The 23,148-nt window shown below is 70.9% G+C and carries 23 protein-coding genes and 1 pseudogene; 14 read left to right on the plus strand and 10 right to left on the minus strand.

Annotation, left to right across the window (positions count from 1 at the left end; translation table 11 throughout):
* The first annotated feature begins 87 nt into the window (after positions 1 to 87).
* From GUY60_RS14170 to GUY60_RS14185, 4 genes are all read left to right on the plus strand, one after another.
* Positions 88 to 657: a helix-turn-helix domain-containing protein gene (locus GUY60_RS14170; protein WP_161697626.1), complete on the plus strand. Its 570-nt coding sequence runs from the start codon at positions 88 to 90 to the stop codon at positions 655 to 657.
* A gap of 162 nt (positions 658 to 819) precedes the next feature.
* Complete coding sequence (locus tag GUY60_RS14175; RefSeq protein ID WP_161697587.1) at positions 820 to 1,788, plus strand: NADPH:quinone oxidoreductase family protein; 969 nt, start codon at positions 820 to 822, stop codon at positions 1,786 to 1,788.
* A complete protein-coding gene (locus GUY60_RS14180) occupies positions 1,785 to 2,969 on the plus strand; it encodes an acyl-CoA dehydrogenase family protein (RefSeq protein ID WP_161697589.1) in 1,185 nt (394 codons plus the stop codon). Before GUY60_RS14175 ends, GUY60_RS14180 begins: the two co-directional genes overlap by 4 nt.
* Positions 2,948 to 4,078 (plus strand): acyl-CoA dehydrogenase family protein, encoded by a 1,131-nt coding sequence (locus GUY60_RS14185; protein WP_161697591.1) that lies wholly within the window; start codon positions 2,948 to 2,950, stop codon positions 4,076 to 4,078. Before GUY60_RS14180 ends, GUY60_RS14185 begins: the two co-directional genes overlap by 22 nt.
* Before the next feature lie 112 nt (positions 4,079 to 4,190).
* Here GUY60_RS14185 and GUY60_RS14190 read toward each other — a convergent pair whose 3' ends face one another.
* On the minus strand, positions 4,191 to 4,475 hold the full coding sequence (locus GUY60_RS14190; protein ID WP_161697593.1) for a hypothetical protein: 285 nt from the start codon (positions 4,473 to 4,475) through the stop codon (positions 4,191 to 4,193).
* A 198-nt stretch (positions 4,476 to 4,673) separates the two neighbouring features.
* Between GUY60_RS14190 and GUY60_RS14195 the strand changes: the two genes are divergently transcribed.
* The 7 genes from GUY60_RS14195 to GUY60_RS14225 all read left to right on the plus strand — a co-directional run bounded on the left by GUY60_RS14195 (position 4,674) and on the right by GUY60_RS14225 (position 11,073).
* Positions 4,674 to 6,272, plus strand: a complete 1,599-nt coding sequence (locus GUY60_RS14195; protein ID WP_161697595.1) for an ABC transporter substrate-binding protein — start codon at positions 4,674 to 4,676, stop codon at positions 6,270 to 6,272.
* Between the two features lie 32 nt (positions 6,273 to 6,304).
* Positions 6,305 to 7,270, plus strand: coding sequence for an ABC transporter permease (locus tag GUY60_RS14200; RefSeq protein WP_161697597.1), 966 nt, complete (start codon positions 6,305 to 6,307; stop codon positions 7,268 to 7,270).
* Positions 7,263 to 8,129: an ABC transporter permease gene (locus tag GUY60_RS14205; protein ID WP_161697599.1), complete on the plus strand. Its 867-nt coding sequence runs from the start codon at positions 7,263 to 7,265 to the stop codon at positions 8,127 to 8,129. The genes GUY60_RS14200 and GUY60_RS14205 overlap by 8 nt, the downstream gene beginning before the upstream one ends.
* Positions 8,130 to 8,203: 74 nt before the next feature.
* Positions 8,204 to 9,103 (plus strand): ABC transporter ATP-binding protein, encoded by a 900-nt coding sequence (locus tag GUY60_RS14210; protein WP_161697629.1) that lies wholly within the window; start codon positions 8,204 to 8,206, stop codon positions 9,101 to 9,103.
* Positions 9,096 to 9,752: an ABC transporter ATP-binding protein gene (locus tag GUY60_RS14215; RefSeq protein WP_161697601.1), complete on the plus strand. Its 657-nt coding sequence runs from the start codon at positions 9,096 to 9,098 to the stop codon at positions 9,750 to 9,752. The genes GUY60_RS14210 and GUY60_RS14215 overlap by 8 nt, the downstream gene beginning before the upstream one ends.
* Before the next feature lie 153 nt (positions 9,753 to 9,905).
* A complete protein-coding gene (locus GUY60_RS14220; RefSeq protein WP_161697603.1) occupies positions 9,906 to 10,751 on the plus strand; it encodes a phosphatidylinositol-specific phospholipase C/glycerophosphodiester phosphodiesterase family protein in 846 nt (281 codons plus the stop codon).
* Between the two features lie 127 nt (positions 10,752 to 10,878).
* Entirely contained in the window at positions 10,879 to 11,073 is a 195-nt protein-coding gene (locus tag GUY60_RS14225) for a hypothetical protein (RefSeq protein WP_161697605.1), read from the plus strand.
* 50 nt (positions 11,074 to 11,123) lie between these two features.
* On the opposite strand, the gene GUY60_RS14230 is transcribed toward GUY60_RS14225, so the two are convergent.
* The gene (locus GUY60_RS14230) at positions 11,124 to 11,516 is read right to left on the minus strand and encodes a hypothetical protein (protein WP_161697607.1); all 393 of its coding nucleotides are present in this window, start codon (positions 11,514 to 11,516) and stop codon (positions 11,124 to 11,126) included.
* 285 nt (positions 11,517 to 11,801) lie between these two features.
* On the opposite strand from GUY60_RS14230, the gene GUY60_RS14235 reads away from it, so the two are divergent.
* Positions 11,802 to 12,857 (plus strand): Vgb family protein, encoded by a 1,056-nt coding sequence (locus tag GUY60_RS14235; protein ID WP_161697609.1) that lies wholly within the window; start codon positions 11,802 to 11,804, stop codon positions 12,855 to 12,857.
* Between the two features lie 286 nt (positions 12,858 to 13,143).
* Here GUY60_RS14235 and GUY60_RS40060 read toward each other — a convergent pair.
* A pseudogene (locus tag GUY60_RS40060) lies at positions 13,144 to 13,552 on the minus strand (transposase); the annotation flags it as partial.
* 194 nt (positions 13,553 to 13,746) lie between these two features.
* Complete coding sequence (locus tag GUY60_RS14240; RefSeq protein WP_161697611.1) at positions 13,747 to 15,945, minus strand: phosphocholine-specific phospholipase C; 2,199 nt, start codon at positions 15,943 to 15,945, stop codon at positions 13,747 to 13,749.
* A gap of 935 nt (positions 15,946 to 16,880) precedes the next feature.
* On the opposite strand from GUY60_RS14240, the gene GUY60_RS14245 reads away from it, so the two are divergent.
* Complete coding sequence (locus GUY60_RS14245) at positions 16,881 to 18,479, plus strand: hypothetical protein (RefSeq protein ID WP_161697613.1); 1,599 nt, start codon at positions 16,881 to 16,883, stop codon at positions 18,477 to 18,479.
* Here GUY60_RS14245 and GUY60_RS14250 read toward each other — a convergent pair.
* Positions 18,448 to 18,900 carry a DUF4345 domain-containing protein gene (locus tag GUY60_RS14250; RefSeq protein WP_312866302.1) on the minus strand — a complete coding sequence of 151 codons (453 nt, stop codon included), beginning with the start codon at positions 18,898 to 18,900 and terminating at the stop codon, positions 18,448 to 18,450. The two genes, GUY60_RS14245 and GUY60_RS14250, sit on opposite strands and share 32 nt — an antisense overlap.
* A gap of 103 nt (positions 18,901 to 19,003) precedes the next feature.
* Here GUY60_RS14250 and GUY60_RS14255 point away from each other — a divergent pair, with 103 nt between their 5' ends.
* Complete coding sequence (locus GUY60_RS14255) at positions 19,004 to 19,630, plus strand: TetR/AcrR family transcriptional regulator (protein WP_161697616.1); 627 nt, start codon at positions 19,004 to 19,006, stop codon at positions 19,628 to 19,630.
* Between the two features lie 25 nt (positions 19,631 to 19,655).
* Here GUY60_RS14255 and GUY60_RS14260 read toward each other — a convergent pair whose 3' ends face one another.
* The 5 genes from GUY60_RS14260 to GUY60_RS38950 all read right to left on the minus strand — a co-directional run.
* The gene (locus tag GUY60_RS14260; protein WP_188132505.1) at positions 19,656 to 20,846 is read right to left on the minus strand and encodes a phosphodiester glycosidase family protein; all 1,191 of its coding nucleotides are present in this window, start codon (positions 20,844 to 20,846) and stop codon (positions 19,656 to 19,658) included.
* A 283-nt stretch (positions 20,847 to 21,129) separates the two neighbouring features.
* On the minus strand, positions 21,130 to 21,486 hold the full coding sequence (locus GUY60_RS14265; protein ID WP_161697618.1) for a DUF779 domain-containing protein: 357 nt from the start codon (positions 21,484 to 21,486) through the stop codon (positions 21,130 to 21,132).
* Positions 21,487 to 21,566: 80 nt separating this feature from the next.
* Positions 21,567 to 22,061 (minus strand): hypothetical protein, encoded by a 495-nt coding sequence (locus tag GUY60_RS14270; protein WP_161697621.1) that lies wholly within the window; start codon positions 22,059 to 22,061, stop codon positions 21,567 to 21,569.
* Between the two features lie 306 nt (positions 22,062 to 22,367).
* Positions 22,368 to 22,649, minus strand: a complete 282-nt coding sequence (locus tag GUY60_RS38945) for a transcriptional regulator (RefSeq protein ID WP_312866303.1) — start codon at positions 22,647 to 22,649, stop codon at positions 22,368 to 22,370.
* Positions 22,646 to 23,148 (minus strand): hypothetical protein (locus GUY60_RS38950; protein WP_161697625.1); only part of this gene is annotated, 503 nt, incomplete at its 5' end. The genes GUY60_RS38945 and GUY60_RS38950, both read right to left, overlap by 4 nt.

The following is a 23,148-nucleotide window of genomic DNA, read 5'->3' on the forward strand; positions in this document are numbered from 1 at the left end:
CCCCGCACCCCGTCCGCCGCCCACCCGCACGCGCACGCCCACCCGCACCCGTCGGAGTCCGCGTCCGCCCCGCAAGGCACCGACGAGGTGCTCGCGGAAGTCGGGCCCCGGCTGCGGCGGCTGCGCAAGGAGCGCGGCGCGACCCTCGCGGGGCTCTCCGAGGTGACCGGCATCTCGGTCAGCACCCTGTCGCGCCTGGAGTCCGGGCAGCGCAGGCCCAGCCTCGAACTGCTCCTGCCCATCGCCCGCGCCCACCAGGTCCCGCTGGACGAACTCGTCGGCGCGCCGCCCGTCGGTGACCCCCGCGTACGGGCCGAGCCGATCGAGCGCCGCGGCCGCACCATGGTCCCGCTCACCCGGCAGCCCGGCGGGCTCCAGGCGTACAAGATCGTGATCCCGAAGCTCACCGAGGTGCCGGAGCAGCGCACCCATGAGGGGTACGAGTGGCTGTACGTGCTCGGCGGCAAGTTGCGGCTGCTGCTCGCCGACCACGATGTGGTGCTCGGGCCGGGCGAGGCGGCCGAGTTCGACACCCGGCTGCCGCACTGGTTCGGGCCCACCGAGGAGGGCGGGGTGGAGTTCCTCAGCCTCTTCGGGCCGCAGGGCGAGCGGATGCACGTACGCGCCAAGCCGGCCAGGGCCGAGAGGAAGGGCTGACGGGAAGGGCTGACGCGCACTCGGCGCGCACCTGGCGCGGACCCGACGCGGACCCGGATCGGACGGGCCGGAATCCAGGGGCGCCGGACGGTTCCCCTGGGGGCAAGCGACCGCTTAGTATGCGGTCGAGCTTGGTTCTACGACCCTCCGTGGAGGCCCCGCATGCAGGCATGGCGAGTGCACGAGAACGGCGAGCCCGGCGAGGTGATGCGGCTCGAAGCGACGCCGGTGCCCACACCGGGCGACGGGCAGCTGCTCCTCAAGGTGCGGGCCGCCAACATCAACTTCCCGGACGCGCTGCTCTGCCGCGGCCAGTACCAGATCCGGCCGCCGCTGCCGTTCACGCCCGGCGTGGAGGTCTGCGGCGAGACCGAGGACGGCCGCCGCGTCCTCGCCAACCCGGCACTGCCGTACGGCGGCTTCGCCGAGTACACGGTCGCCGACGCGGCCGCCGTGCTGCCCGCGCCCGAGGCCCTCGACGACGCCGAGGCCGCGGCCCTGCACATCGGCTACCAGACGGGCTGGTTCGGCCTGCACCGCCGGGCCGCGCTGCAGCCGGGCGAGACGCTGCTCGTGCACGCCGCCGCGGGCGGGGTCGGCTCCGCCGCCGTCCAGCTCGGCAAGGCCGCGGGCGCCAAGGTCATCGGTGTCGTGGGCGGCCCCGAAAAGGTGCGCGTGGCCGAGGAGTTGGGCTGCGATGTGGTCATCGACCGCCGCAGCGACGACCTGATCTCCGTCGTGAAGGAGACCACCGGCGGGCGTGGCGCCGACGTGATCTACGACCCGGTCGGCGGCGACGCGTACGCCAAGTCCACCAAGTGCGTGGCCTTCGAGGGCCGCATCGTCGTGGTCGGCTTCGCCAGCGGCGTCATCCCCACGCCCGGCCTCAACCATGCCCTGGTGAAGAACTACTCGGTCCTCGGCCTGCACTGGGGCCTCTACAACACCAAGGACCCGGACGCGGTCCGCCGCTGCCACGACACGCTGACCGGACTCGCCGCCAAGGGCGCCATCAAGCCCCTGGTCAGCGAGCGTGTCGCACTGAAGGACGGGGCGGCGGCCGTGCAGCGCCTCGCCGACGGTGTGACCATCGGTCGCGTAGCGATCGTCCCGGAAGGAGCCGCCGCGTGACCCTCGACGACAGTCAACTCCAAGGCCGTACGCGGGAGTTCCTCGCCGCGCATCCGCCCGCGAGCACCCCGCGCGCGGACTTTCTCGCAGCGCGCTTCGACGCCGGGCTGGCCTGGGTGCACTATCCCGAAGGGCTCGGCGGGCTGGGTCTTCCGCGCGCCCAACAGGCCGTCGTGGACGCCGAGTTGGAGGCCGCGGGCGCGCCCGACAACGACCCGCGCCGCATCGGCATCGGCCTCGGCATGGCCGCGCCCACCGTCCTCGCGTACGGCACCGAGGAGCAGAAGCGGCGCTGGCTCAGGCCGCTGTGGCTGGGCGAGGAGGTGTGGTGCCAGCTGTTCTCCGAGCCCGGCGCCGGATCCGACCTCGCGGCGCTCGGCACGCGGGCGGTGCGCGACGGCGACACCTGGGTGGTCAACGGGCAGAAGGTGTGGACGTCCAACGCCCACAACGCCCGCTGGGCCATCCTCATCGCCCGCACCGACCCCGACCAGCCGAAGCACCGCGGCATCACGTACTTCGTGTGCGACATGACCGACCCCGGCGTCGAGGTGCGGCCGCTGCGGCAGATCACCGGCGAGGCCGAGTTCAACGAGGTGTTCCTCTCCGATGTGCGCATCCCCGACGCGCACCGGCTCGGTGAGGTCGGCGAGGGCTGGCGGGTCGCGCAGACCACCCTGATGAACGAGCGCGTCGCCATCGGCGGCATGCGGCTGCCCCGCGAGGGCGGCATGATCGGCCCGGTCGTCACCGCCTGGCGCGAGCGCCCCGAACTGCGCACCCACGACCTGCACCAGGAACTCCTGAAGCTCTGGGTGGAGACCGAGGTCGCCCGGCTCACCGGCGAGCGCCTCCGCCAGCAGCTCGTCGCCGGACACCCGGGACCCGAGGGCTCCGGCATGAAGCTCGGCTTCGCCCGGCTCAACCAGCGCGTCAGCGGGCTCGAGCTCGAACTCCTCGGCGAGGACGGGCTGTTGTACGAGGACTGGACGATGACCCGCCCCGACATCGTCGACTTCACCGGACGCGACGCGGGCTACCGCTATCTGCGCGCCAAGGGCAACAGCATCGAGGGCGGGACGAGCGAGGTCCTGCTGAACATCGTCGCCGAACGCGTCCTCGGGCTGCCGTCCGAGCCGCGCACCGACAAGGACGTCGCATGGAAGGACCTGTCCAGGTGAGCACCTCTGTGGACCTCCTGTACTCGGAGACCGAGGACCAACTGCGCGCGGCGGTACGGGACGTGCTGACCGACCACTGCACCGCGGCCGCCGTCCTCGACCGGATCGAGAGCGACGAGCCGCACGACCGCGAGCTGTGGAAGACCCTCGCGGCGGAGATGGGGCTCGCGGGCCTCCTCGTACCCGAGAAGCTCGGCGGCCAGGGCGCCACGCACCGCGAAGCGGCCGTGGTCCTGGAGGAGCTGGGGCGTGCCGTGGCGCCCGTGCCGTACCTCAGCAGCGCCGTGGTGGCCACCGAGCTGCTGCTCGGCTGCCCGGCGGAGCGGCCCCAAGTAGCCGCGCAAATCGGGGAGTTGGCGTCCGGACGCCTTGTCGGCGCCCTCGCCGTACCGTTCGCGACGGCGCCGCACGCCCCGTACGCGCGGGTGCGCCGCAGTGCCGACGGGCTGCTGCACGGCACGGTCACGGCGGTCGCGGACGCGGCGGCCGCCGACCTCCTGTACGTCGCCACCGACGACGCCCTGTACGCGCTCTCCGCCGACCAGGACGGCGTCACCGTCACCCCGCGCACCTCCCTCGACCTGACCCGGCCGCTCGCCGACATCACCCTCGACGGTGCCCGTGGCGGCGAACCGGTCAGCGAGGACCCGGACACGGCCGTACGGCGTGCCCTGCGGGCCGGTGCCGCGCTGCTCGCCTCCGAGCAACTCGGCCTCGCCGACTGGTGCTTGACGGAGACCGTCGCGTACACCCGCGACCGGCACCAGTTCAACCGGGCGGTCGGCTCGTTCCAGGCGCTCAAGCACCGGCTCGCCGAACTCTGGCTGGAGACCGTCAACGCCCGCGCCGCGGCCCGCAACGCGGCCGACGCGCTTGCCACGGCGAGCCCGGAGATCCCGCTCGCCGCGGCCCTCGCCCAGGCGTACTGCGCGCCCGTCGCGGTGCACGCCGCCGAGGAGGCGCTGCAGTTGCACGGCGGCATCGGCATGACGTGGGAGCACCCCGTGCACCTGTACCTGAAGCGGGCGAAGGCCGACGCGATCGGGTACGGATCGGCGGGGCGGCACCGGGAGGCCCTCGCGGAACTGATGGACCTGCGGGCGCCGTAACCCCGCGCACACCCCGCACGGCGCGAGGGCCCGCGACGGAACACGTCCGTCGCGGGCCCTCGCCGTGTCGTCGCCCTGTCCTCGCCGATTCCTGGCCGCGCCCCGCCGAGGCTCAGCCGCCCGTCGCGTACCCCGACGTCACCAGCGCGAACGCCCGCGCCAGCCGCTCCAGTTCCGCGGCGGCGCCGGCCTCGTCCGTGTCGACGGAGCGCGTCGCCCGGGTGATCGCCTCCAGGAGTTCCTGCTGCGCCTCGGCCGCCGCGGGCGAGGCCGGGGGCGCGGGCGTCGCGGGCCTGGCCTGCTCCGGGCCGACCGCGGCGCGCGCCCAGTACTCCAGCGGGTTGCGGTCCCGGGTGACGGGGCCCGGTGTGCCCTCTTGTGGTGCGCGGTCGGTCACGGCATCCCCCGTATATCTGTCCGGCATCGATCTGTCCGGCGTCCAGAGAAGATCAACTTACCGAGTGCGCGGGCGTCCCGGCGACCCCCGGCGCCCGCCCAGAACTGCCACCACCAGGCCCCGGCCGGCCCCTCCTCCGCGTACGGCATAATTGCGAGCCGTTCGCAATAACGGTCCATCTTGAAGAGGGGTGTGGGCATGACGGCCCGATCGATACGCACGGCGGGTGGCGCGCTCGTGGCGGTCACCGCCCTGGCGCTGGCCGCCTCGGCCTGCTCGGCGCCGGGCGAGACGGCCCCGGACGGCGCGATGTCCGGATCGGCGGTCGTCGGCATCGCCTACGAGCCCGACAGCCTCAGCCCGCTCCTCGGCTACGGCAAGGACGGCAACTCCAAGATCTTCGACGGCCTGCTCACCCGCGCCGCGAACATGCAGCTCCAGCCCGCCCTCGCCGCCGAATTGCCGAAGGTCTCCGACGACGGCCGGACATACACGTACAAGCTCCGCGAGGGCGTGAGCTTCTCCGACGGCAAGCCGTTCACCGCGAAGGACGTCGTCTTCACGTACGAGACGATCCTCGACGAGAAGACCAACAACGCCTACAAGACCGAGCTGGACGCCCTGAAGTCCGTCGAGGCCGAGGGGGACAGCGAGGTGGTGTTCCACCTCAAGTACCCCTACGCGCCGTTCGCCGAGCGGACCGTGCTGCCCATCGCGCCCGAGCACGTGGCCGGCGAACAGGACGTGAACAGCGGCCCGTTCACCACCAAGCCCATCGGCACAGGACCGTACGAGCTGGTCAAGTGGTCCAAGGGCGAGAAGCTCACCTTCAAGGCCAACCCCGGCTACTGGGCCGGAGAGCCGAAGGTGAAGGAATTCACCATGGCGATCATCAAGGACGACGACGTCCGCGCCACCCGTCTGCGCTCCGGCGACCTCGACGGCGCGATCCTGCCGCCCAACCTCGCCAAGACCTTCAAGGGCGAGGGGGGCAACAGGACGTACACCGCGAAGAGTTTCGACTACCGGCTCGTGACCCTGCCCACGCACAACAAGGTCACCGGCGACACCGCCGTGCGCCGCGCCCTCGACGTCGCCGTGGACCGCAAGGCGATGGTCGACTCCATCCTGGACGGCGCGGGCAAGGAGGCCTACGGGCCCGTGCCCACCGACAGCGACTGGTTCACCAAGGGCACCGAGCGCTCCCACGACCTGAAGAAGGCCGAGCGGATCCTCGACGACGCCGGCTGGAAGAAGGGCAAGGACGGCATCAGGGAGAAGGACGGCCGGCGCGCCGCCTTCCCGCTCTGGTACCTCACCGGCGACAAGCTCCGCCAGGACCACGCCCTCGCCTACGCCTCCGACGCCAAGAAGGCCGGCGTCGAGGTCAAGGTGCAGGCCGGCACCTGGGAGGTCATCGAGCCGAGGATGAAGACCGACGCGGTCCTCGCGGGCGGCGGCTCCCCGGCCGACCCCGACTTCGACCAGTACAGCCTGCTCGCCTCCAAGCTCTCCGGCGACGGCTTCAACAACATGGCCTGGTACGACAACGCCAAGGTCGACAAGGCCCTCGAAGCCGCCCGCAAGACCGACGACAAGGCGAAGCGCCAGGCCGAGTACGACACCATCCAGCGCGAGCTGGTGAAGGACCCGGGCTACACCTTCCTCACGCACATCGACCACCTGTACGTGTTGAACAGCCGCTTCGGCGAACGCTCCACCCAGGTCGAACCGCACGACCACGGACTCGCCTCCGGCCCCTGGTGGAACGTCGAGGACTGGCAGCCGCTGAAGTGAACTCCCGTACAGCGGGCCTCCCTTGGGGCCCGATGGCACGCATGACGGCACGGCGGGCCCTGTTCGCCGTGCCCGTCCTGCTCGCCGTGACCTTCGGCGTCTTCGCCGTCGCCGCGGCCTCACCGTTCGACCCCGTCAAGGCGTACGCGGGCAACGCCGGGCTCACCGCGTCGCAGGAGACCCTCGACCAACTCCGCGCCAACCTCGGCGTGGACCAACCGCTCGTCACCCGCTGGTGGGAGTGGCTGAGCCACGCCGTCACCGGTGACCTCGGCGACTCGGCGGTCCTGCGCCAGCCCGTCGCGCAGGTCATCGGGGAACGGCTCGGTTGGTCCGTGCTGCTCGCCGCCGTGGCGTTCGGCGTGGCCATCGTGCTCGGCACCGTGCTCGGCGTGCTCGCCGCACGCCGCCAGGGCGGCTGGTTCGACCGGGGCGTCAGCTCGCTCGCGTACACCCTGGAAGCGGCCCCGCCGTTCTGGCTCGGGCTGCTCGCCATGTGGCTGTTCGCCCTCAAGCTGGGCGTGCTGCCCGCGGGCGGGCTCACCGACACCGGCTCGGCCACCGTCACCTTCGAACAGGTCGCCCGCCACCTCGTGCTGCCCGCCGCCGTCCTGGCGATCTCGCAGATCCCGTGGTTCGTGCTCTACGTACGCCAAGGCGTCGCCGACGCCCTGGAGGAGGACCCGGTCCGTGGCGCACGCGCGCGCGGCCTCGCCGCACGCACCGTGCTCCTCGGCCACGCCCTGCGCTCCGGTCTGCTTCCGGTGCTCACCCTGATCGGCTCCCGCGTGCCCGAACTCATCACCGGCGCGCTGCTCGTGGAGACCGTCTTCAGCTGGCCCGGCATCGCCGCCGCCACCGTCCAGGCCGCCACGTCCGTGGACTTCCCGCTGCTCGCCGCGCTCACCGTGCTCGCCACGATCGCGGTGCTGCTCGGCAACCTCCTGTCCGACCTCCTGTACGGACTCGCCGACCCCAGGGTGGGATTCGATGGCTGAGCTCACCTGGAAGTCCACCGGCGACCGGCGCCGCTCCACGCGCGCGTGGCGGGTGCGCGGCTCGGCCGTCACCGTCGCCGTGATCGTGCTCGCGGTGCTCCTCGTACCGCCGCTCGTCCAGCTCGACGAGCAGGCCGTCGACCTCGCCGCCAAGCTGCGGCAGCCGTCCCTCGCGCACCCCTTCGGCACCGACGACGTGGGCCGCGACCTGCTGCTCCGCTGTGTGTACGGGCTGCGCGTGTCCCTGCTCGTCGGTGTCGTCGCCGCCGTCGTGGCGACCGTCATCGGCACCGCCGTGGGCGCCGCCGCGGCAGCCTCCGGCGGCTGGTTCGACCGGGTCGTGATGCGCGTCGTCGACCTGTTCTCCTCGGTGCCGCACCTGCTGCTCGGCATCTTCATCGTGGCGATGTTCAGCCCCGGCGTCTGGCCCGTCGTCGTCTCCGTGGGACTCACCCACTGGCTGTCGACGGCCCGTATCGTCCGCTCCGAAGTGCTGTCGCTGCGCTCCCGGCCGTATGTCGATGCCGCGATCTCCGGCGGCGCGTCCCGGCTGCGGGTCGCCGTCCGGCACCTCCTGCCGGGCGTGCTTCCGCAGGCCGGACTCGCCGCCGTCCTGATGGTCCCGCACGCCATCTGGCACGAGTCCGCGCTGTCCTTCCTCGGCCTCGGCCTGCCCACCCATCAGGCCAGCCTCGGCACCCTCGTCCAGTCCTCGCGCGGCCCGCTGCTCGCCGGTGACTGGTGGCCGACGCTCTTCCCCGGCCTGTGCATGGTCATCGCCACCCTCGCCATCGCGGGTCTCGCCGGCGCCTGGCGGGAACGGCTCAACCCCCGGCGCCGATCGGAGCTGATGCTGTGAGCACCTCGACTGCTGTGAGCACCTCGACACCCCTGCCGGTTCTCTCCGTACGCGGTCTCTCGGTGCGCTTCCGGATGCGCGGCGAGAAGTACGTACGGGCCGTCAGCGACGCCCATTTCGACCTCGCGGCCGGGGAGTGCCTCGCCCTGGTCGGGGAGAGCGGCTGCGGCAAGTCCGTCCTCGCCTCCGCGCTGCTCGGCCTGCTCCCCGGCAACGCCGAGACCTCGGGCAGCGCCCTCCTCGGCGACCTCGACCTGATGACCGCCGACGAGCAGACCCTCGCTCGTACGGTACGGGGCCGCCGCATCGGCCTCGTCCCGCAGTCACCCGCCGCCCACCTCACCCCGGTCCGTACCGTGCGCTCCCAACTGGAGGAGACCGTACGGGAGTTGACCGGCGTGCCCAAGCCGCGGTCGCGCAAGGCGGCGGAAGCGGCCGCGGCGCGGGCCGCGTTCCCCGCCGACCACCTCGACCGGCACCCGCACGAACTCTCCGGCGGACTCGCCCAGCGCGCCGCCACCGCCCTCGCCCTGATCGGCGACGCGCCGCTGCTGCTCGCCGACGAACCCACCACAGGCCTCGACCGCGACCTGGTCGAGCGCACCGTCGACGAGCTGAAGCGGCATACAGGGGAGTTTCGCGCGCTGCTCATGATCACCCACGACCTGGCGGCGGCCGAGCGGATCGCGGACCGGATCGCCGTCATGTACGCGGGCCGCATCGTCGAACACACCGACGCCCGCGCCTTCTTCGGCGCACCGGGACCGCGCCACCCGTACGCGCGCGGACTCCTCGACGCCCTGCCCGAGCGGGAGTTCACACCCATCCCCGGCATGCCGCCCGAGCTCGGGGACCTGCCGACGGGCTGCGCGTTCGCCCCGCGCTGCGACCGCGCCACCGCGGCCTGCGACGTGCTGCCGCGGCTCGACGCCGGTGTGGCCTGCCACCACGCCCTGGAGGCCCAGCGTGCTTGAACTCGACGCCGTCACCGCCGGATACGACCAGCGCGCCCCGGTGCTGCGCGACATCACGCTGTCCGTCGCCCCCGGCGAGTCCGTCGGCCTGCTCGGCCCCAGCGGCTGCGGCAAGTCCACGCTCGCCCGGGTCGCCGCGCTCCTGCACCGCCCGGACGGCGGTCGCGTCGTCATCGACGGCGAGCGGGCGGGCGGCTGGCGGCACCGCGCCCCGCGCGCCCAGCGCACCGCGTTCGGCGTGGTGTTCCAGCAGCCGAGGCTCTCCGCCGACCCGCGCCTGCGCCTCGCCGACCTGGTCGCGGAACCGCTGCGCGCGAACGGGCGATCCGGTGAAGTCACGGACACGGTACGGGAGTTGACCGAACGCGTCGGCCTCGGCCCCGAACTCCTCGGCCGCCGCCCGCACGAGGTCAGCGACGGCCAGCTGCAACGCGCCTGCCTGGCCCGCGCCCTGGTCCTGCGGCCCCGCTGGCTGGTGTGCGACGAGATGACCGCGATGCTGGACGCGTCCACGACGGCCGCCCTGGTCGCGGTGGTCGAGGAGTACCGGCGAGAGAGCGGCGCGGGCCTGCTCGCCGTCGGCCACGACCGGGTCCTCCTGGAACGGTGGTGCGACCGCACGGTGCACTGGAGCGAGTTGGCCGCCTGAACCGTACGGCGGGGCCGCCCTCCCGCCACAGGTGAACCACGGGCGACGACAACGCCAACTCCCCGCAGGACACTGCCGTTTCGGCCGGACCGGGCCGCATACTCCATGAGGCCCGGTCCGGCCCGTCGCCGTCGTCCTAAGGGAGGCACCCTCATGGCCCACCTCACCCGCCGCAGCGCCGTCACGACCCTCGCCGCCGCCGCGGCCACCCTCACCGTCCCCGCGCAGTACGCCGCCGCGCACACCGCGCGCCCGCTGCGCCGCGCCCACGCGCACAACGACTACCTGCACACCCGGCCGTTGCACGACGCGCTCGACCACCGCTTCACCAGCGCCGAGGCCGATGTGTTCCTGGTCGACGGCGCCCTGCTCGTCGCGCACGAACCGAGCCAACTCGACCCCGCCCGCACCCTGGAGGCCCTCTACCTGGACCCGCTGCTCGCCCGCGTACGCGCCAACGGCGGCTCCGTGTACGCCGGGTACGCGCAGCCCTTCCAACTCCTCGTCGACCTCAAGAACGAGGGCGCGGCGACCTACCTCGAACTCCACCGGCGCCTGCGCCCGTACCGCAGCATGCTCACCACGTACGACCACGGCCGGGTGCGGCGCGGGGCGGTCACCGTGGTGGTCTCAGGGGACCGCGCCGCGCGTGAGCCGATGGCCGCGCAGCCCGTGCGGTACGCGTTCTACGACGGCAGGCTGACCGATCTCGGCGGGCCCGCGGACGCCTCCCTCATCCCGCTGATCAGCGACAACTGGAGCGCCAACTTCGGCTGGCAGGGCGTCGGTCCGATGCCGGCGGCGGAGCGGGCCGAGCTGCACCGGATCGTCTCCACCGCGCACGCGCACGGTCAGCGCGTCCGCTTCTGGGCCACCCCTGACCTGCCGGGCGAGGCGCGCGGCGCGGTCTGGTCCGAGCTGATCGCCGCCGACGCCGACCACCTCAACACCGACGACCTCGCCGCGCTAGAGGGGTACTTGGACACGTACGACCGCTGAGTCGAACGTCTGTCAGGCGCGGTCAGTACACGTTCGGCGGACATGTCACTCGCCTGGACGGCACCCCCGCTCCGCCACACTGGCCGCGGTGAGCCACGGAGTTGACGTGGCGGAGGAGGTTGCCACGATGGCCGTTTCGATTTCCGTAGTGATGCTGCTGCTCGTTCTCGCGGTGGTGTTTCTGCGCAATGGCGCCCTGAAGCTGTCGCACGCGATCGTCTGTGTGCTGCTCGGCTTCTACCTGGCGAGCACGAGCATGGCGCCCACGATCCAGAACGGCCTGTCGGCGACAGCGGACATCGTCAGCAACCTCAAGCCGTGACGTCTCGCCTCGATTCGTGACACCCGGCGCGGGCGGCCGACCGTGCCGGATCATTGCGCGTTGATGAACAACTGGCTGCGTCGTTCTGCCATGGCTACTGAACGCCATGCGGACGTTGGCGAGTTGGTCGCGCTTGGCTTCTTCGGCCCATGCGCCACTGCCCTCGAGTAGTTGCTCAACGCGCCGGACGAGGATGGCAGTTGAGGGCGGACCAAGGGGTGTCCCGTAAATGATCTTTGGGTCGTCTCGGGCGCGGCTGGCCGCTGTGCGGCCCGCTGGGTGTCGAAAGCCTTCTTCCCGGCCGTGGTGACGGCGGTGGCGTGGTGTTCGCCGTTCCCGATGTCGAGGCCGAGATAGAGATCGATGTCGCCGATGTCGATCACGTCGTGCGTCCTCCGGTGCTGATTACCCGGCCCTGCCACGGCACTGATCGCCACGTCCACCTTACGAAGGCCTCCCGACCTGGCGAAAGGCCGGTGGTCATGCCCCTGACTTGTTGAATCGACCCCCAGACGCGCTACGAACAAACAGCATCGGAAGATGCGCCCCGATGGACTACAGCTGCGCGCGCCTTGTCCCCTCCTCCGGAGCACGGCCCTACCGTCCTGTGCGAAGCCACCTGTCGTGACCTCGGCTTTCCCATGTGACGATCCGACCCGACTTTCTTGCAGGCGCCCTCCGCCCGCGCTTGCCCAGCACCGGAGCGATGCGCGATGAGCCTTGCACGTATGCGGAATGGACGACGTCTGTGCGGTGGCATCGCCACTGCTGCCGTGATGGCCGCGAGCCTTCTCGTGACCCCGGCCGGCGCGAGCCCCGGGGGGCCGACCGCCCCGGGGCGTCTCGCCCCTCCGTCCGAGGGGGTGCGGGAGTACCCGCTTCCGCAGCCGCGGGTCGGGACCACGCACGAGCTCATCGCCGGACCCGACGGTAATCTGTGGATCACCCAGCCGGCGCAGGACCGGGTGCTGCGGGTCTCCCCATCCGGCGCGACGGTGGGCGTGGTCAACTTCCCCAAGGGCAGTGCGCCGCACGGGATCGACAAGGACCGCCGCGGCCATGTCTGGGTCACCGAGGAGCACTCCAACACGCTGGTCGAGCTGGACGCCTCCGGTAACCGGCTTAGCCGTCACCGGCTGCCCGTGCCCGATGCGGGCCCGCACGGGCTGCGCATCGGATGCGACGGCCGCACGGTGTGGTGGACGGGCAAGGCCAATGGCACCGTCGGTAGCTTCCACCCGCGGACCGGCACATGGCAGGTGCGACGGCTCGCCCCGAACAGCCAGCCGATCTACCTCGCGCGCGGGCCCCGCTGCTCCATGTGGTTCACCGAGTTGACCGGCAATCGTATCGGCCGGGTCAACGCCTCCGGCGCCGTGCGCGAGTACCGCATCCCGACCCCCGACAGCCGTCCCATCGCCATCGCCGCCGACCGCCGCGGCCACATGTGGTTCACCGAGGAGGCCGGACGGGCCTACGCGGAACTCGCCCCCGCCTCAGGCCGGATCACCGAGCACCGCACCGACGTGCCGGGCGCGAAGATGGCAGGGCTCGCCTTCGACGGCTGCGGCGACCTGTGGGTTCAGTACAACGAGCCCGGCCTGATCGACCGCGTTCGCCCGCACCGCCCGTCGGATGCCCCCGACCGGTACAGGCTCTCCACCACCACCCCGATCGGCCACCGCATCATCCCCGGGAACGACGGCTCCATGTGGTTCACCGAACTCGGCACCGACACGCTCGGCTCCGTCCCCACCGGCTGCCCCGCACCCCGTCCTTCCTGAACTCCCGCCCGGCACCGCCGACGTCCGGGCCCCATGTAGTGCTGTGCGACGCGGTCAGTGTTGCTTACACATAGCCCTCCGTACCGGAGAACTTCCGACTCTGATCCATGCCTGGGCATCCGCAGTGAGTGACCCCCGCCAGAGGGCGGTATGTGACGTGATACCCCGTTTCGCGCTTGCAGGTGGGGCTGTCGGCGGGGCCGTCGTCCGCCCGGCCAGGGTCTGGTGTCCTGGGAGCCCAAACGGTCAGTGCATCACCGCTGTTCAGTAGGTCAGCGTAGACCTCTGCCGGACGCCGGGTGTCCATCACGAGGTCGCCCTCCCCGGTGGTCGGGAACCTTGCGGTCCTCGACCTCCGCGGGGCGGGCGCTGATGGACACCATGCCGCGGATGATGCCCTGTCCCGTGGGCGGACGAGCGATCTTCGGACGGCGCATGGGCCTGCCTGACCGCAGCCGCTGGGTGAGGCTTCGGTCGATCGCCTGGCGCCGGCGAGGATCGTAGAGCGAGAGGCAGATCGATTCGTGCGAGATCTGCATGGAGGCGTCACCAGGAACCTGCCGTCGCAGCCAGCCTGCGATCTGCTCGGGTGACCAGCACAGAGCCAGCCTGGCTTCCACCAAGGCGCGTAGAGCGGGCCGTTGGGCGAGCTTGGCCTGCTTGGGGCGGCGCCCGCGCTCGTAGGCGGCTGCATCGTGAGGGTGCCCCGTTGGTTGACGTCAATGTGCACCAACTCGCCCGGTCTGGCACGCCCGTAGCGGGTAGGGGCTGGCCGGCAGCCCGCTCCATGGTGGCCGGCAGCGGTATGCCGCGGGGTGTCAGGGATGCGGTGGCAGGTTGAGGTGGCCAACCAACCGCGTGCGGGCTGCCAGACAGCATGGTCGTCGTCTCAGCCGGTGGTCCGTTCTGCCGCAGTGTCTGCCGCTGGCATCGAGCGGCTGCGGGGGATGGAGGCGAAGGCGGGATCGCTGTGGCTGGAGCGACCGGTTTCGATATGGCCGCAGAGACGACGAGCGAAGCCGGGGTGCCCGGCGCTGGTTACGACCACTTCGTACCAGTGAGCGTTCGCCTTGCACTGCACACGATGCGTGACACTCTCGTGGGCACCGATGGTCAGGTCTTCGTCCTTGTGAGCGTACTTGTCGGCAACGGTGACGTTGATGGCAGCGGAGTGGCGGTTGCTGATCGTGAGGCTGAGGTGACCCTCGCCGGGAGTTTCGCTGACATGTTGAGCCGTCACCTGCGGTTCGGGGCGCTGGGGCGTGATGGGGCCGGCGAATTGACGCAGGAAGCCGTTGGGGCCGTGGACGTGAAGGTCGTAGGTGTCGGCGGAGATGGGGTAGGGCACGTCTTCCATGTGCTTATGGGCGCCGACGGTGTTGCTCCACGGGCCGTAATGGTCGGGGCCACCCGTATGTGAACTGACGCGGAAGACGGCTCCGCGGGCTCCGTTGTTGCGGAAGGTGAGCCGCACCGTCTCCTTGTGGAGACCACCGTCGACGGCGAGGTCGTAGGGCAGGGCCCGAGCCGGGCGCTGGCCTGCTTCCTGCTGCGGCATCACCAGGGGAGAGGGGAGCGACGGTTGATACTTCTTCTCTTCTTTACAGGGGTCGTCCGCGGTGCGGGGGTTGGGCAAAGGTGGGTGTGTGTCGTCGTGCCCGGCGAAGTCGAAGGCAGTGGTGAGATCCCCGCACACCTCACGCCGCCAGGCGCTGATGTGTGGTTCGTCGGGGGCCATTGGGATGCAGGTTTCGATGAAGCGGATGAGGGAGGTGTGGTCGAAGACATCGGAGCACACGTAACCGCCCCTGCTCCAGGGCGAGATGGCGAAGACCGGGACCCGCGGCCCCAGCCCAAACGGACCCGGGACCTTCTTTACTCCTTCGTTGGCGGTGTGACCGCCCTCAAGGTAATGCTCGTCGTCGGTGTTGACCGTAGTCTCCCCCTTCACCAGCCCTTTCCCCGCTCCGCCGGCAGGGCTGGGCGGGACGACGTGGTCGAAGAAGCCGCCATTCTCGTCATAGGTGACCAGTAGCACCGTTTCGCTCCACACCTCTGGCCGAATCAAGAGTGCTTCGAGGACCTGAGCGATGTACCAAGATCCGTACTCAGCAGGCCACTTCGGGTGTTCGTTGAATGCCTCGGGCGCCGCGATCCACGACACCTGGGGGAGGGTGTTGTCCCGGACATCCTTGCGCAGATCTTCGAGCAAACCTTTGAAGTTGTTGGAGTTCTTCACCTGACTTCCGGAACGGGACCTTTTGTACAGTTCCGTGTTCGAAGCGGCGTTCTGGAACTGCTGGAAGTGCAACAGGGAGTTGTCCCCGTAATTCCCAATGCATTGCTCGTTTTTTGTCCACCCCCACTTATTTGCCTCGGTCAGCCCATGGCCGATATCCTGGTAGATTTTCCAGGACACCTTATTCTTCTGGAGGCGCTCCGGATAGGTGGTCCAGGTGTACGGGCGCGTTGAGCCCGCCGCAAAATTGTCCAGTGCTGTTCCGTGCCCCGTGGCGTGAGGGTCGACCCACCCGGTCCACATGTAGTACCGGTTTGGATCTGTCCAGCCATTCAGCGAGGAGTAGTAGGCGTCGCATACGGTGAAGGTGTCGGCGAGTGCATGGTGGAACGGAATGTCACTTCTGGCGTAGTGCATCATGCACGTGCGCGTGTCCTTCGCTGCGACCCATTGGTCGTACCGGCCGCCGTTCCATGCTGCGTGCCCACTGTTCCAGTCATGAGGAATGTCTTCCAGGAATTTGAACCCCAAATCTCCCTGCCTGACGTCGTCCGGTCGAAAGGGGATGCAGTCCTGATTATCTTGAGCTTGATGCCAAACCGCTTTCCCGTTGGGCAGGATGGCCGGTCGGGGGTCACCGAATCCCCGAACTCCCTTAAGTGTTCCCAGGTAGTGGTCGAAAGAGCGGTTCTCCTGCATGAGGATCACGATGTGTTTGACGTCCCTCGGCGTCCCGGTCGTCCGGTGTGGTTCTACCTCTGCGGCTCGCGCAATAGTCTCTGAGAGAATTGGCATGGCGGCGGCGCCGCCCACCATTTGAAGGAAATTGCGGCGGTTGATCTCGGACAACTCTGAATCCCTCTCATAAAACTCGACGCCTGCTCATAGTTCGACTCTGAGGGAGTGGCGTCACAAGTACACCCAGCATCGTATGAGCTGTACTTGGGGTGCCGCTGGATATGGATCGCATTTCGTCAGAACGAGGGAATCCGCCGGTCATCGGGAAATCTTCGAAAAAATCGGATCCTCCTGCCTGTAGATGCGGCGAGGAGGATGTCCTATGCGCCCCGCATTCTTTCGCCCGGTGTGCAGGCTTTAGGCGGCAGCATGCGCGGTGATGAGAGCCCGGCGTCTCAGCGGCGACGCGTTCGGAGGTGTCAACGTCGATGAGATGCGGGTGCCGGTCCGCAGCACACCGCGGGCTGTGGACTTCGACGACGGGTGCGAACGGATCTTCACCGCACTCGTACCGTGTACCGCCCAGGGGCCAGGCCCGGTGCAGTAACCACTCGTGGAAGCAGGGGCCGCAGTCGGCAGGACGGCATGGGCGGCGGACGGGCCCCCAGGGCGGATGCGGTGACGGCTGTACGGGAAGTGCGCATTGGGAACCTGACCTCGTGAAGCGCGAAGCGGATGTTCAGAAACTGACCGCACTTTTCGGTGCTTGTGCGTGCTGGGCAACAAGGCGGCCGGAGTTGAACGGATGCCGGGGAGGCCGTTGGCCGGTCAGGGTCGTCGGCTGACCGCCTTGCCTCGCGCGGGGTGATCGAGCCAGCACCGATCCAGTACGACGGACTCGACCGGACTGGAACGGGCGCCAACGTAAGCCAGCACCGAACCAGCACGGCCCGACTTGGGTTCGCTCGTGGCCGAGTGAACCCAAGTCGTTGACCTGTGTGTTTGCCGGTTTCGTTCGATGCCTGGTACCGGCAAGTGTCAACAGATCATGAACAACTGTCACCTTTCCATGGACAGTTCACGGAGTCCGGCCTAGCTTCGGCCGCATGCCCCGCACCCGCAGCACCTTCTTCCGTCGTGCCCTCGCCCCGGCCGGTCTCGTAGCCGCCCTCGGGACCGTCGTCGCCCTCACGCCCCTGACGCCCGCGCAGGCCGGGGAGATCCCGAAGGCGCCCGGACACCGGCTCGTCGACGGCTACACGGGCGCGCCCGCCACCGCCGCGCCCGTGCCCGGCGAGGGCCCGCCGCAGCACCCGTATCTCGCGCCGAACGGCCGCAGCGGGATGCACGCGGACGGGGCGGGCAGCGGTACTTATCCGTGGAGCGGGCCGCTCGGTGACCGGCCCGCCGTGGACAGCGAGAAGATGGCCGCGCTCGGCGGTGAGTGCGCCACCGTGACCTTCGACTCGGCGGGCCGCATCGTCACCGTCTGCGGCACGTTCAAGGGCTTCCTGGTGAAGCTGCTCGACCCGAAGTCCCTGGACACACTCGCCGAGTACAAGCTGCCGCAGCGGCCGTCCACGATCGAGGCGATCACCCGGCTCGACTTCTCCCGCATCTTCAAGGACACCTCCGGCGGCGCGTACTCCTACCTCGACGACCAGGACCGCCTGGTGCTCGCCGACTCGCGCCAGCACATCGTGCGGCTCGCGCACCGCCAACAGGCCGACGGGGACTGGGCGTTCGAGGTCGACGCGGAGTGGGACCTGACCGCGCACGTCCCGCACGACTGCGTGTCCTGGACCAATCTCTACCCGAGCGGCGAGTGCGACCCCGTCACGTCCGTGATGCCCGACTGGGAGGGCCGCGTCTGGTGGGTCACCCGGCAGGGGCGGATCGGCACGGTCGACCCGGACAGCGGCACGATCCGCTCCGTGCGGCTCGACGGTGAGGAGATCCAGAACTCGTTCTCCGTCGCCGAGGACGGCGTCTCCATCGTCAGCGACCACGCCCTCTACAGCTTCCGTACGACACCGGACGGCACCCCGCGCGCCGTGTGGCGGCAGGAGTACGACCGGGGCACGGGCACCAAACCCGGCTCGGTGAACCAGGGTTCGGGCACCACACCCGACCTGTTCGGCGCGCACGGCGAGAAGTACGTCGCCATCACCGACAACGCCGACGACCGGATGAACGTCCTCGTCTACCGCCGCGGCGCGGACACGCCCGCCGGCGAGCGCCTGGTGTGCAAGGTCCCGGTCTTCGGCTCCGGCGCGTCCACCACCGACAACTCGCTGATCAGCTGGGGCAACAGCCTGGTCGTGGAGAACAACTACGGCTACGAGAACGTCACTTCGCTCACCTTCGGGCGCAGCGTCGTCGGCGGCGCCTCCCGGATCGACGTACGCGCGGACGGCAGCGGCTGCGACACCGTGTGGGAGAGCGAGGTGCGCTCCCCGTCCACGGTGCCGAAGCTCTCCACCGCCAACGGCCTGCTCTACTTCTACGAGAAGGACCCCAACAAGCTGGGCATCGACGCCTGGTACCTGACCGCCGTCGACTTCCGTACCGGGGAACGCCGTTGGAAGCGGCTCGTCGGCACCGGCATGGCGTACGACAACAACTGGGCGCCGGTGACGATCGGTCCGGACGGTACGGCGTACGTCGGGGTGTTCAACGGTCTTGCCGCGGTGCGGGACGCGTAGCGACCCCGGCCGGCTCGGGGGTGGCCGCCGGGGTGCGCTTCGCGCGTTCGTCGGCGGTCGCCAGCCAGAAGTACACCGGGGGCAGGACGAGTTCGAGCGCGGTGAGCGGGAGCTGCCACCAGTGCGGCATCCCGTGCACCGCGATCGAGAACAGCCGGCCGACGCCGCCGAGCAGGAACACCGCGCTCAGCCAGCGCACCATGCTCGCCGGGATCGGGGACTGCCGGGCGACCCAGATCCAGGCGAGCCCGAAGCCGAGGAAGATCGCGTTGTAGAAGCGCTCCCGGCTGTCGACCGTGGCCCCCGCCGACTCCGCGCCCGGCACGGACGCGACGCCGAGGACCACGTGGAAGAGTCCGATGGCCACACAGGCGTACCCCATCAGCAGCGAAAGTCCCTTGAGCCATCCGGCCTTGGTCACGACGCACCGCCCTTTCGGCATGGCCGACACGCACCTTGGTGGACACGTGTTCAGTAAGCGCAGTGAAGACCGCAAGTAGACACATGTCAAGTAAGCTGGCCGGGTGACAGAGAGCCGACGCCAGAGACTCGACCCCGCCGACCGGCGCCGCCAACTCCTCGGCATCGGCGCCGAGTTGTTCGCGGAGCGGCCGTACGACGAGGTGCGCATGGACCAGGTCGCGGTGCGCGCCGGAGTGTCCCGCGCGCTGCTCTACCGGTACTTCCCGAACAAACGCGACCTGTTCACCGCCGTCTACCGGCAGGCCACGGACCACCTGATCGACACCGTGCACATGGACCCGGAGGCCGGTCTCGAACAGCAGCTCACGGCCGCGCTCGACACCCACTTCGACTACTTCACGGCCAACCGGCACGCCGTGCTCGCCGCCAACCGCGTCCTCGCGGGCGACGCCACACTCCAGGCGATGATGGCCGACGAGCTGGACGTGATGCGGGAGCGCATCCTCGACAGCGGAGCGCTCGGCGACGCCCCGCGAGAGGCGGTCGGTGCCGTGATCGCGAGCTGGCTGGCCTTCGTCCGTGTGCTGTGCGTCGAGTGGCTCGCCCAACCCTCGTTCTCGCGGGGGGAGTTGCGGGACATCTGCGTCGGCTCGCTGCTCGGCGCGCTCCGGCCGCTGGTTGGGGAAGACCCGGTCGGGGGAGGCCCGGTCGCGGTGCCTGAGGGGTGACCTTCCGCTGACGCGCGCCCGCGCCTCACCCGTCGTGCGCGAACACCCCTATCCCGTTCGGTACCGGCCGCTCCACGCCACCGCTCGGATGGTTCCGCACCGTCACGGCCGGTGCCCCTGGCTCCCGTGCCACCAGGGTCGACGAGCCGCCGCCGTCCAGGCTGAACGCGTCCCGCGCGCCCAACGCCCGCATGACGGCGGCGACTTCGGCGATGGTCAGGCCGGTACGGAACTCCGGGGAGCCGTCCAGGGCAAGCAGATACAGGCGGTGCCCCGCGTCGGAGAACCCGGCGGCCGTACGCACCGCCGAGGTCAGCGGGTCGAGGCCGTCGAGCGGGCGGCCGTCGCGCAGCACCGGGTAGCCGCCGACCGCGAACCGGAACGGGATCAGCGAGTCCGCCGCGACAAGCCGGTGCCGCACCACGACCCGGTCGCCCGGCGACAGCTTCCGCAACTCCTGTGCGCCCGACTCGCGCCCGACCAGAACGGTGTCGCCCGCGTCGATGGGCCCGGCGCCCGGCGTGTCCGCCGCGCCCACGACGCGCCCGGCACGGACCGTCACCTCGTGGGTGTCCGTACTGCACGGCGCGGCCCGGTCCGTGTCCGTGCCGCAGACCGAGCGCAGCCGCGAGACGGTGCCCCAGTCGGAGGTGAACGCGCCGACCGAACCGACCGGCAGCGCGTACTGGTTGAGCCCGCCGAGCGGCAGCCGGTCCTGCTCGGTGCGGACCGTGCCGCGCAGCGTGAGCCGGTCGAGGCGGGCCCTGCGGTCCAGGCCCACGCCGAGCACCTCGCGGGTGTCGGTGCCGGGCGGCAGGGCGGGCCCGAAGCGCTGTCCGTCCGGTACGGCGGCCTTCAGCCGGTGGCCGCCCGCGACGGCCGGGCCGACCGGGGCGCCGGTCGCTTCCACGCCCGGGTGCTGCGTCTCGCTGATGTTGAAGAAGTCGCCGTTCACCCCGGCCACCGCTCCTGCCCCGTCGGCCAGTTGGGACACGGCGGCGCGGGCGCCCACGGCTCCGGGGTGCAGCAGGTCGAGCCGGGTCCGGGGGTCGCGCAGGTCGACGGTGACGAGGTGCGCGCGGGCCGGGCCGTGCGCGGCGGCGATGTCGACGGTGCGGTACTCGACCCCGGCGGCGACCCGTACCGCCGGGCCCTGCCGTGGCTGCGACGGCGACGCCCCGGCGGGCGCGGCCCCGAAGAGGCTCGCGCCGACCAGGGCGGCGCAGGTGAGCGTGGTCCGGGCGGCACGTCGGCGCCCGCCGCCCCGAGGTCTGCCGATCCGGACGCGGGGCCCGCCCGGCGCCGGTCCACTGGTCCGTCCGTACCGTCCGACCCACCCAGAGCGCAGCACCGCAGGCCCCCCTGAAGCCTCCCGGACCGCCCCAACTGCCGCGAGCAGCCCACCACTTGGACGTCAACAAGCCGCAACAGCGCACAACTGTCGCAGCCCGAGGGGAACTTCACCAGGGTGCGGTACCGGACAACTGGCCGGACACCGGCTACAAGCCGACCATCCGGGAACGGATCAGGAAACGTACCCCTTCCGGGGCTTCCAGGGAGAAGCCGCTGCCCCGGCCGGGCACGACGTCCACGATGAGGCGGGTGTGGCTCCACACCTCGTACTGGTTCCTCGACATCCAGAAGCCGACGGTCTCGGGCACGCCGGGCACGGTGAGGGAGGCGAGCAGGATGTCCGCGGCGCCGGTGCGGAACTCGCCGTCGGGGTAGCACATGGGCGCGCTGCCGTCACAGCAGCCGCCGGACTGGTGGAACATCAGCGGTCCGTGGTCCGCCCGCAGCCGCCGCACCAGTTCGGCGGCCGCGGGGGTCAGCTCCACGCGGGGCTCGTCAACCATGCGGGCCAGTCAAGCCGCCGGCACGTTGCAACAGGGTTGCAGGCAGCGGCGGCGGGACCGGCCCGGTCCTACGGTGTGGCTCAGGCGCCCGAGCGGGAGCGGCGGCGCAGCACCAGGGCGGTACCGGCACCGGCGAGCGCGACGAGACCCGTGCCGATCGCGATGTCCGTGCCGGTGGTGCCCTCCTGCGCACCGCCGAGGCCGCCGCGTACGCCGAGGGGCTCGGGGGTGGAACGGCCGATGGTGATCGTGTAGGTGGAGGTGGCGCCGCCGGGGCAGGCGACGCTGACGGAGTGGCTGCCGGGGGTGGCGTTCCGCCTGATGGTGGCGTTGCCGGTGTAGATACCGGCCGAGCCGGTGGACAGCGGCACGCTCGTGGTGAACGCGTCGGAGGTCGCGGTCGCCGACGAGGCCGAGCAGCCGCCGGAGACGGAGACCACCACCGATTCGCCGGGCGTGCCCGGACTGGGGGAGATGGACAGGGACGGCTGCTCGTCCGCCACGGCCGCTCCGGCGGCGCCGACGACGGCGAGCGTGGAGAGGGCGAGGGAGCCGAGCAGGTGTGCAGGACGCATGGGAACCCCACTTCCCGGCGCGGGCCGTACGTTCGGACCCGTCGGCTGCCTGACCGCGCCGCGCTCCCCATGCAACGGGCCTGCCCCGGCCCCGGCATGTCGGCCCGCGCCGCCGAACGAGCGGCCCCCGGCCGGTCCGCGCCCCGAATCCGCTGGTCATACGAGTGGGGCGGGCCGCCGTTCGCGTGCCGTGCCGGTAGCCCGTGTGTGTGAGCCGGGCGGGCGAACGGCGTGTCGCGCTCGCGCGGGGCCCGCCACCGAGTCTGCCGCCGAGTCCGCCGCCGAGTTCGCCCCTGGGGCTGCGCGCTACGGGCCGACGATCTCCCGAAGTGCCGCCAGATGGCCCCGGTACGCGGTGCGGCCCTGCGGGGTCAGGCGCAGCCAGACGCGCTGCCGGGTGTCGCGTACGGCCTTGCGCTGTTCCACGTATCCGGCGTCGATCAGGGCGCCGGTGTGTTTGCTCAACACCGAGGCGGACAGGGCGAGTTGTTCCTGAAGCACCGCGAACTCGGCCTCGCCCGCCGCGTCCAGGAGCGCGCAGATGCGCAGCCGGTTGGGCGCGTGGATCAGGTGGTCGAAGCCGTTCACCGGGCGGCCGCGGCGGGTGTGGCCGGGAGGGCTCCGCGGTGCAGCCGTACGAACGTGAAGTGGGCGGCGAGGGACACGGCGACGCCGACCGCCGACGCGACGCACATCCAGACGGGCCGGCCGGTGGCGCGGAACAGCCATGCCGAACCCACGAGGAGGAGCGGCAGCCCGATCAGCACCGGCACGGTCGCCGACTTGGGCAGGACGTCGAACCGCAGGGCCACGCCCGTGCGTCGGCGCCAGGCGCGGGCGGCGTAGGCGAACAGGGTCAGGTAGGCGAACGTCGTGACCGCGAACGTGGCGGTCCAGACGCCGTTCGGCAGCAGCCAGTCCTCGTCGCGGAGCATGCCCCCGTAGGCGAAGGGGAACAGCGCGACGTACCCGGTGATGACGGCGGTGAACCAGACCGGCCACGGGGTCGCGGAGCGGGCGGCCGTCGACTCCTGGACGCGTGCGGCATCGGCCAGCGCGGCCCGCGCCTCGTCCGGGGTCGGGCGGG

Origin of the sequence: Streptomyces boluensis, assembly GCF_009908195.1 — a bacterium.
GTDB classification, from domain to species: Bacteria; Actinomycetota; Actinomycetes; order Streptomycetales; family Streptomycetaceae; genus Streptomyces; species Streptomyces boluensis.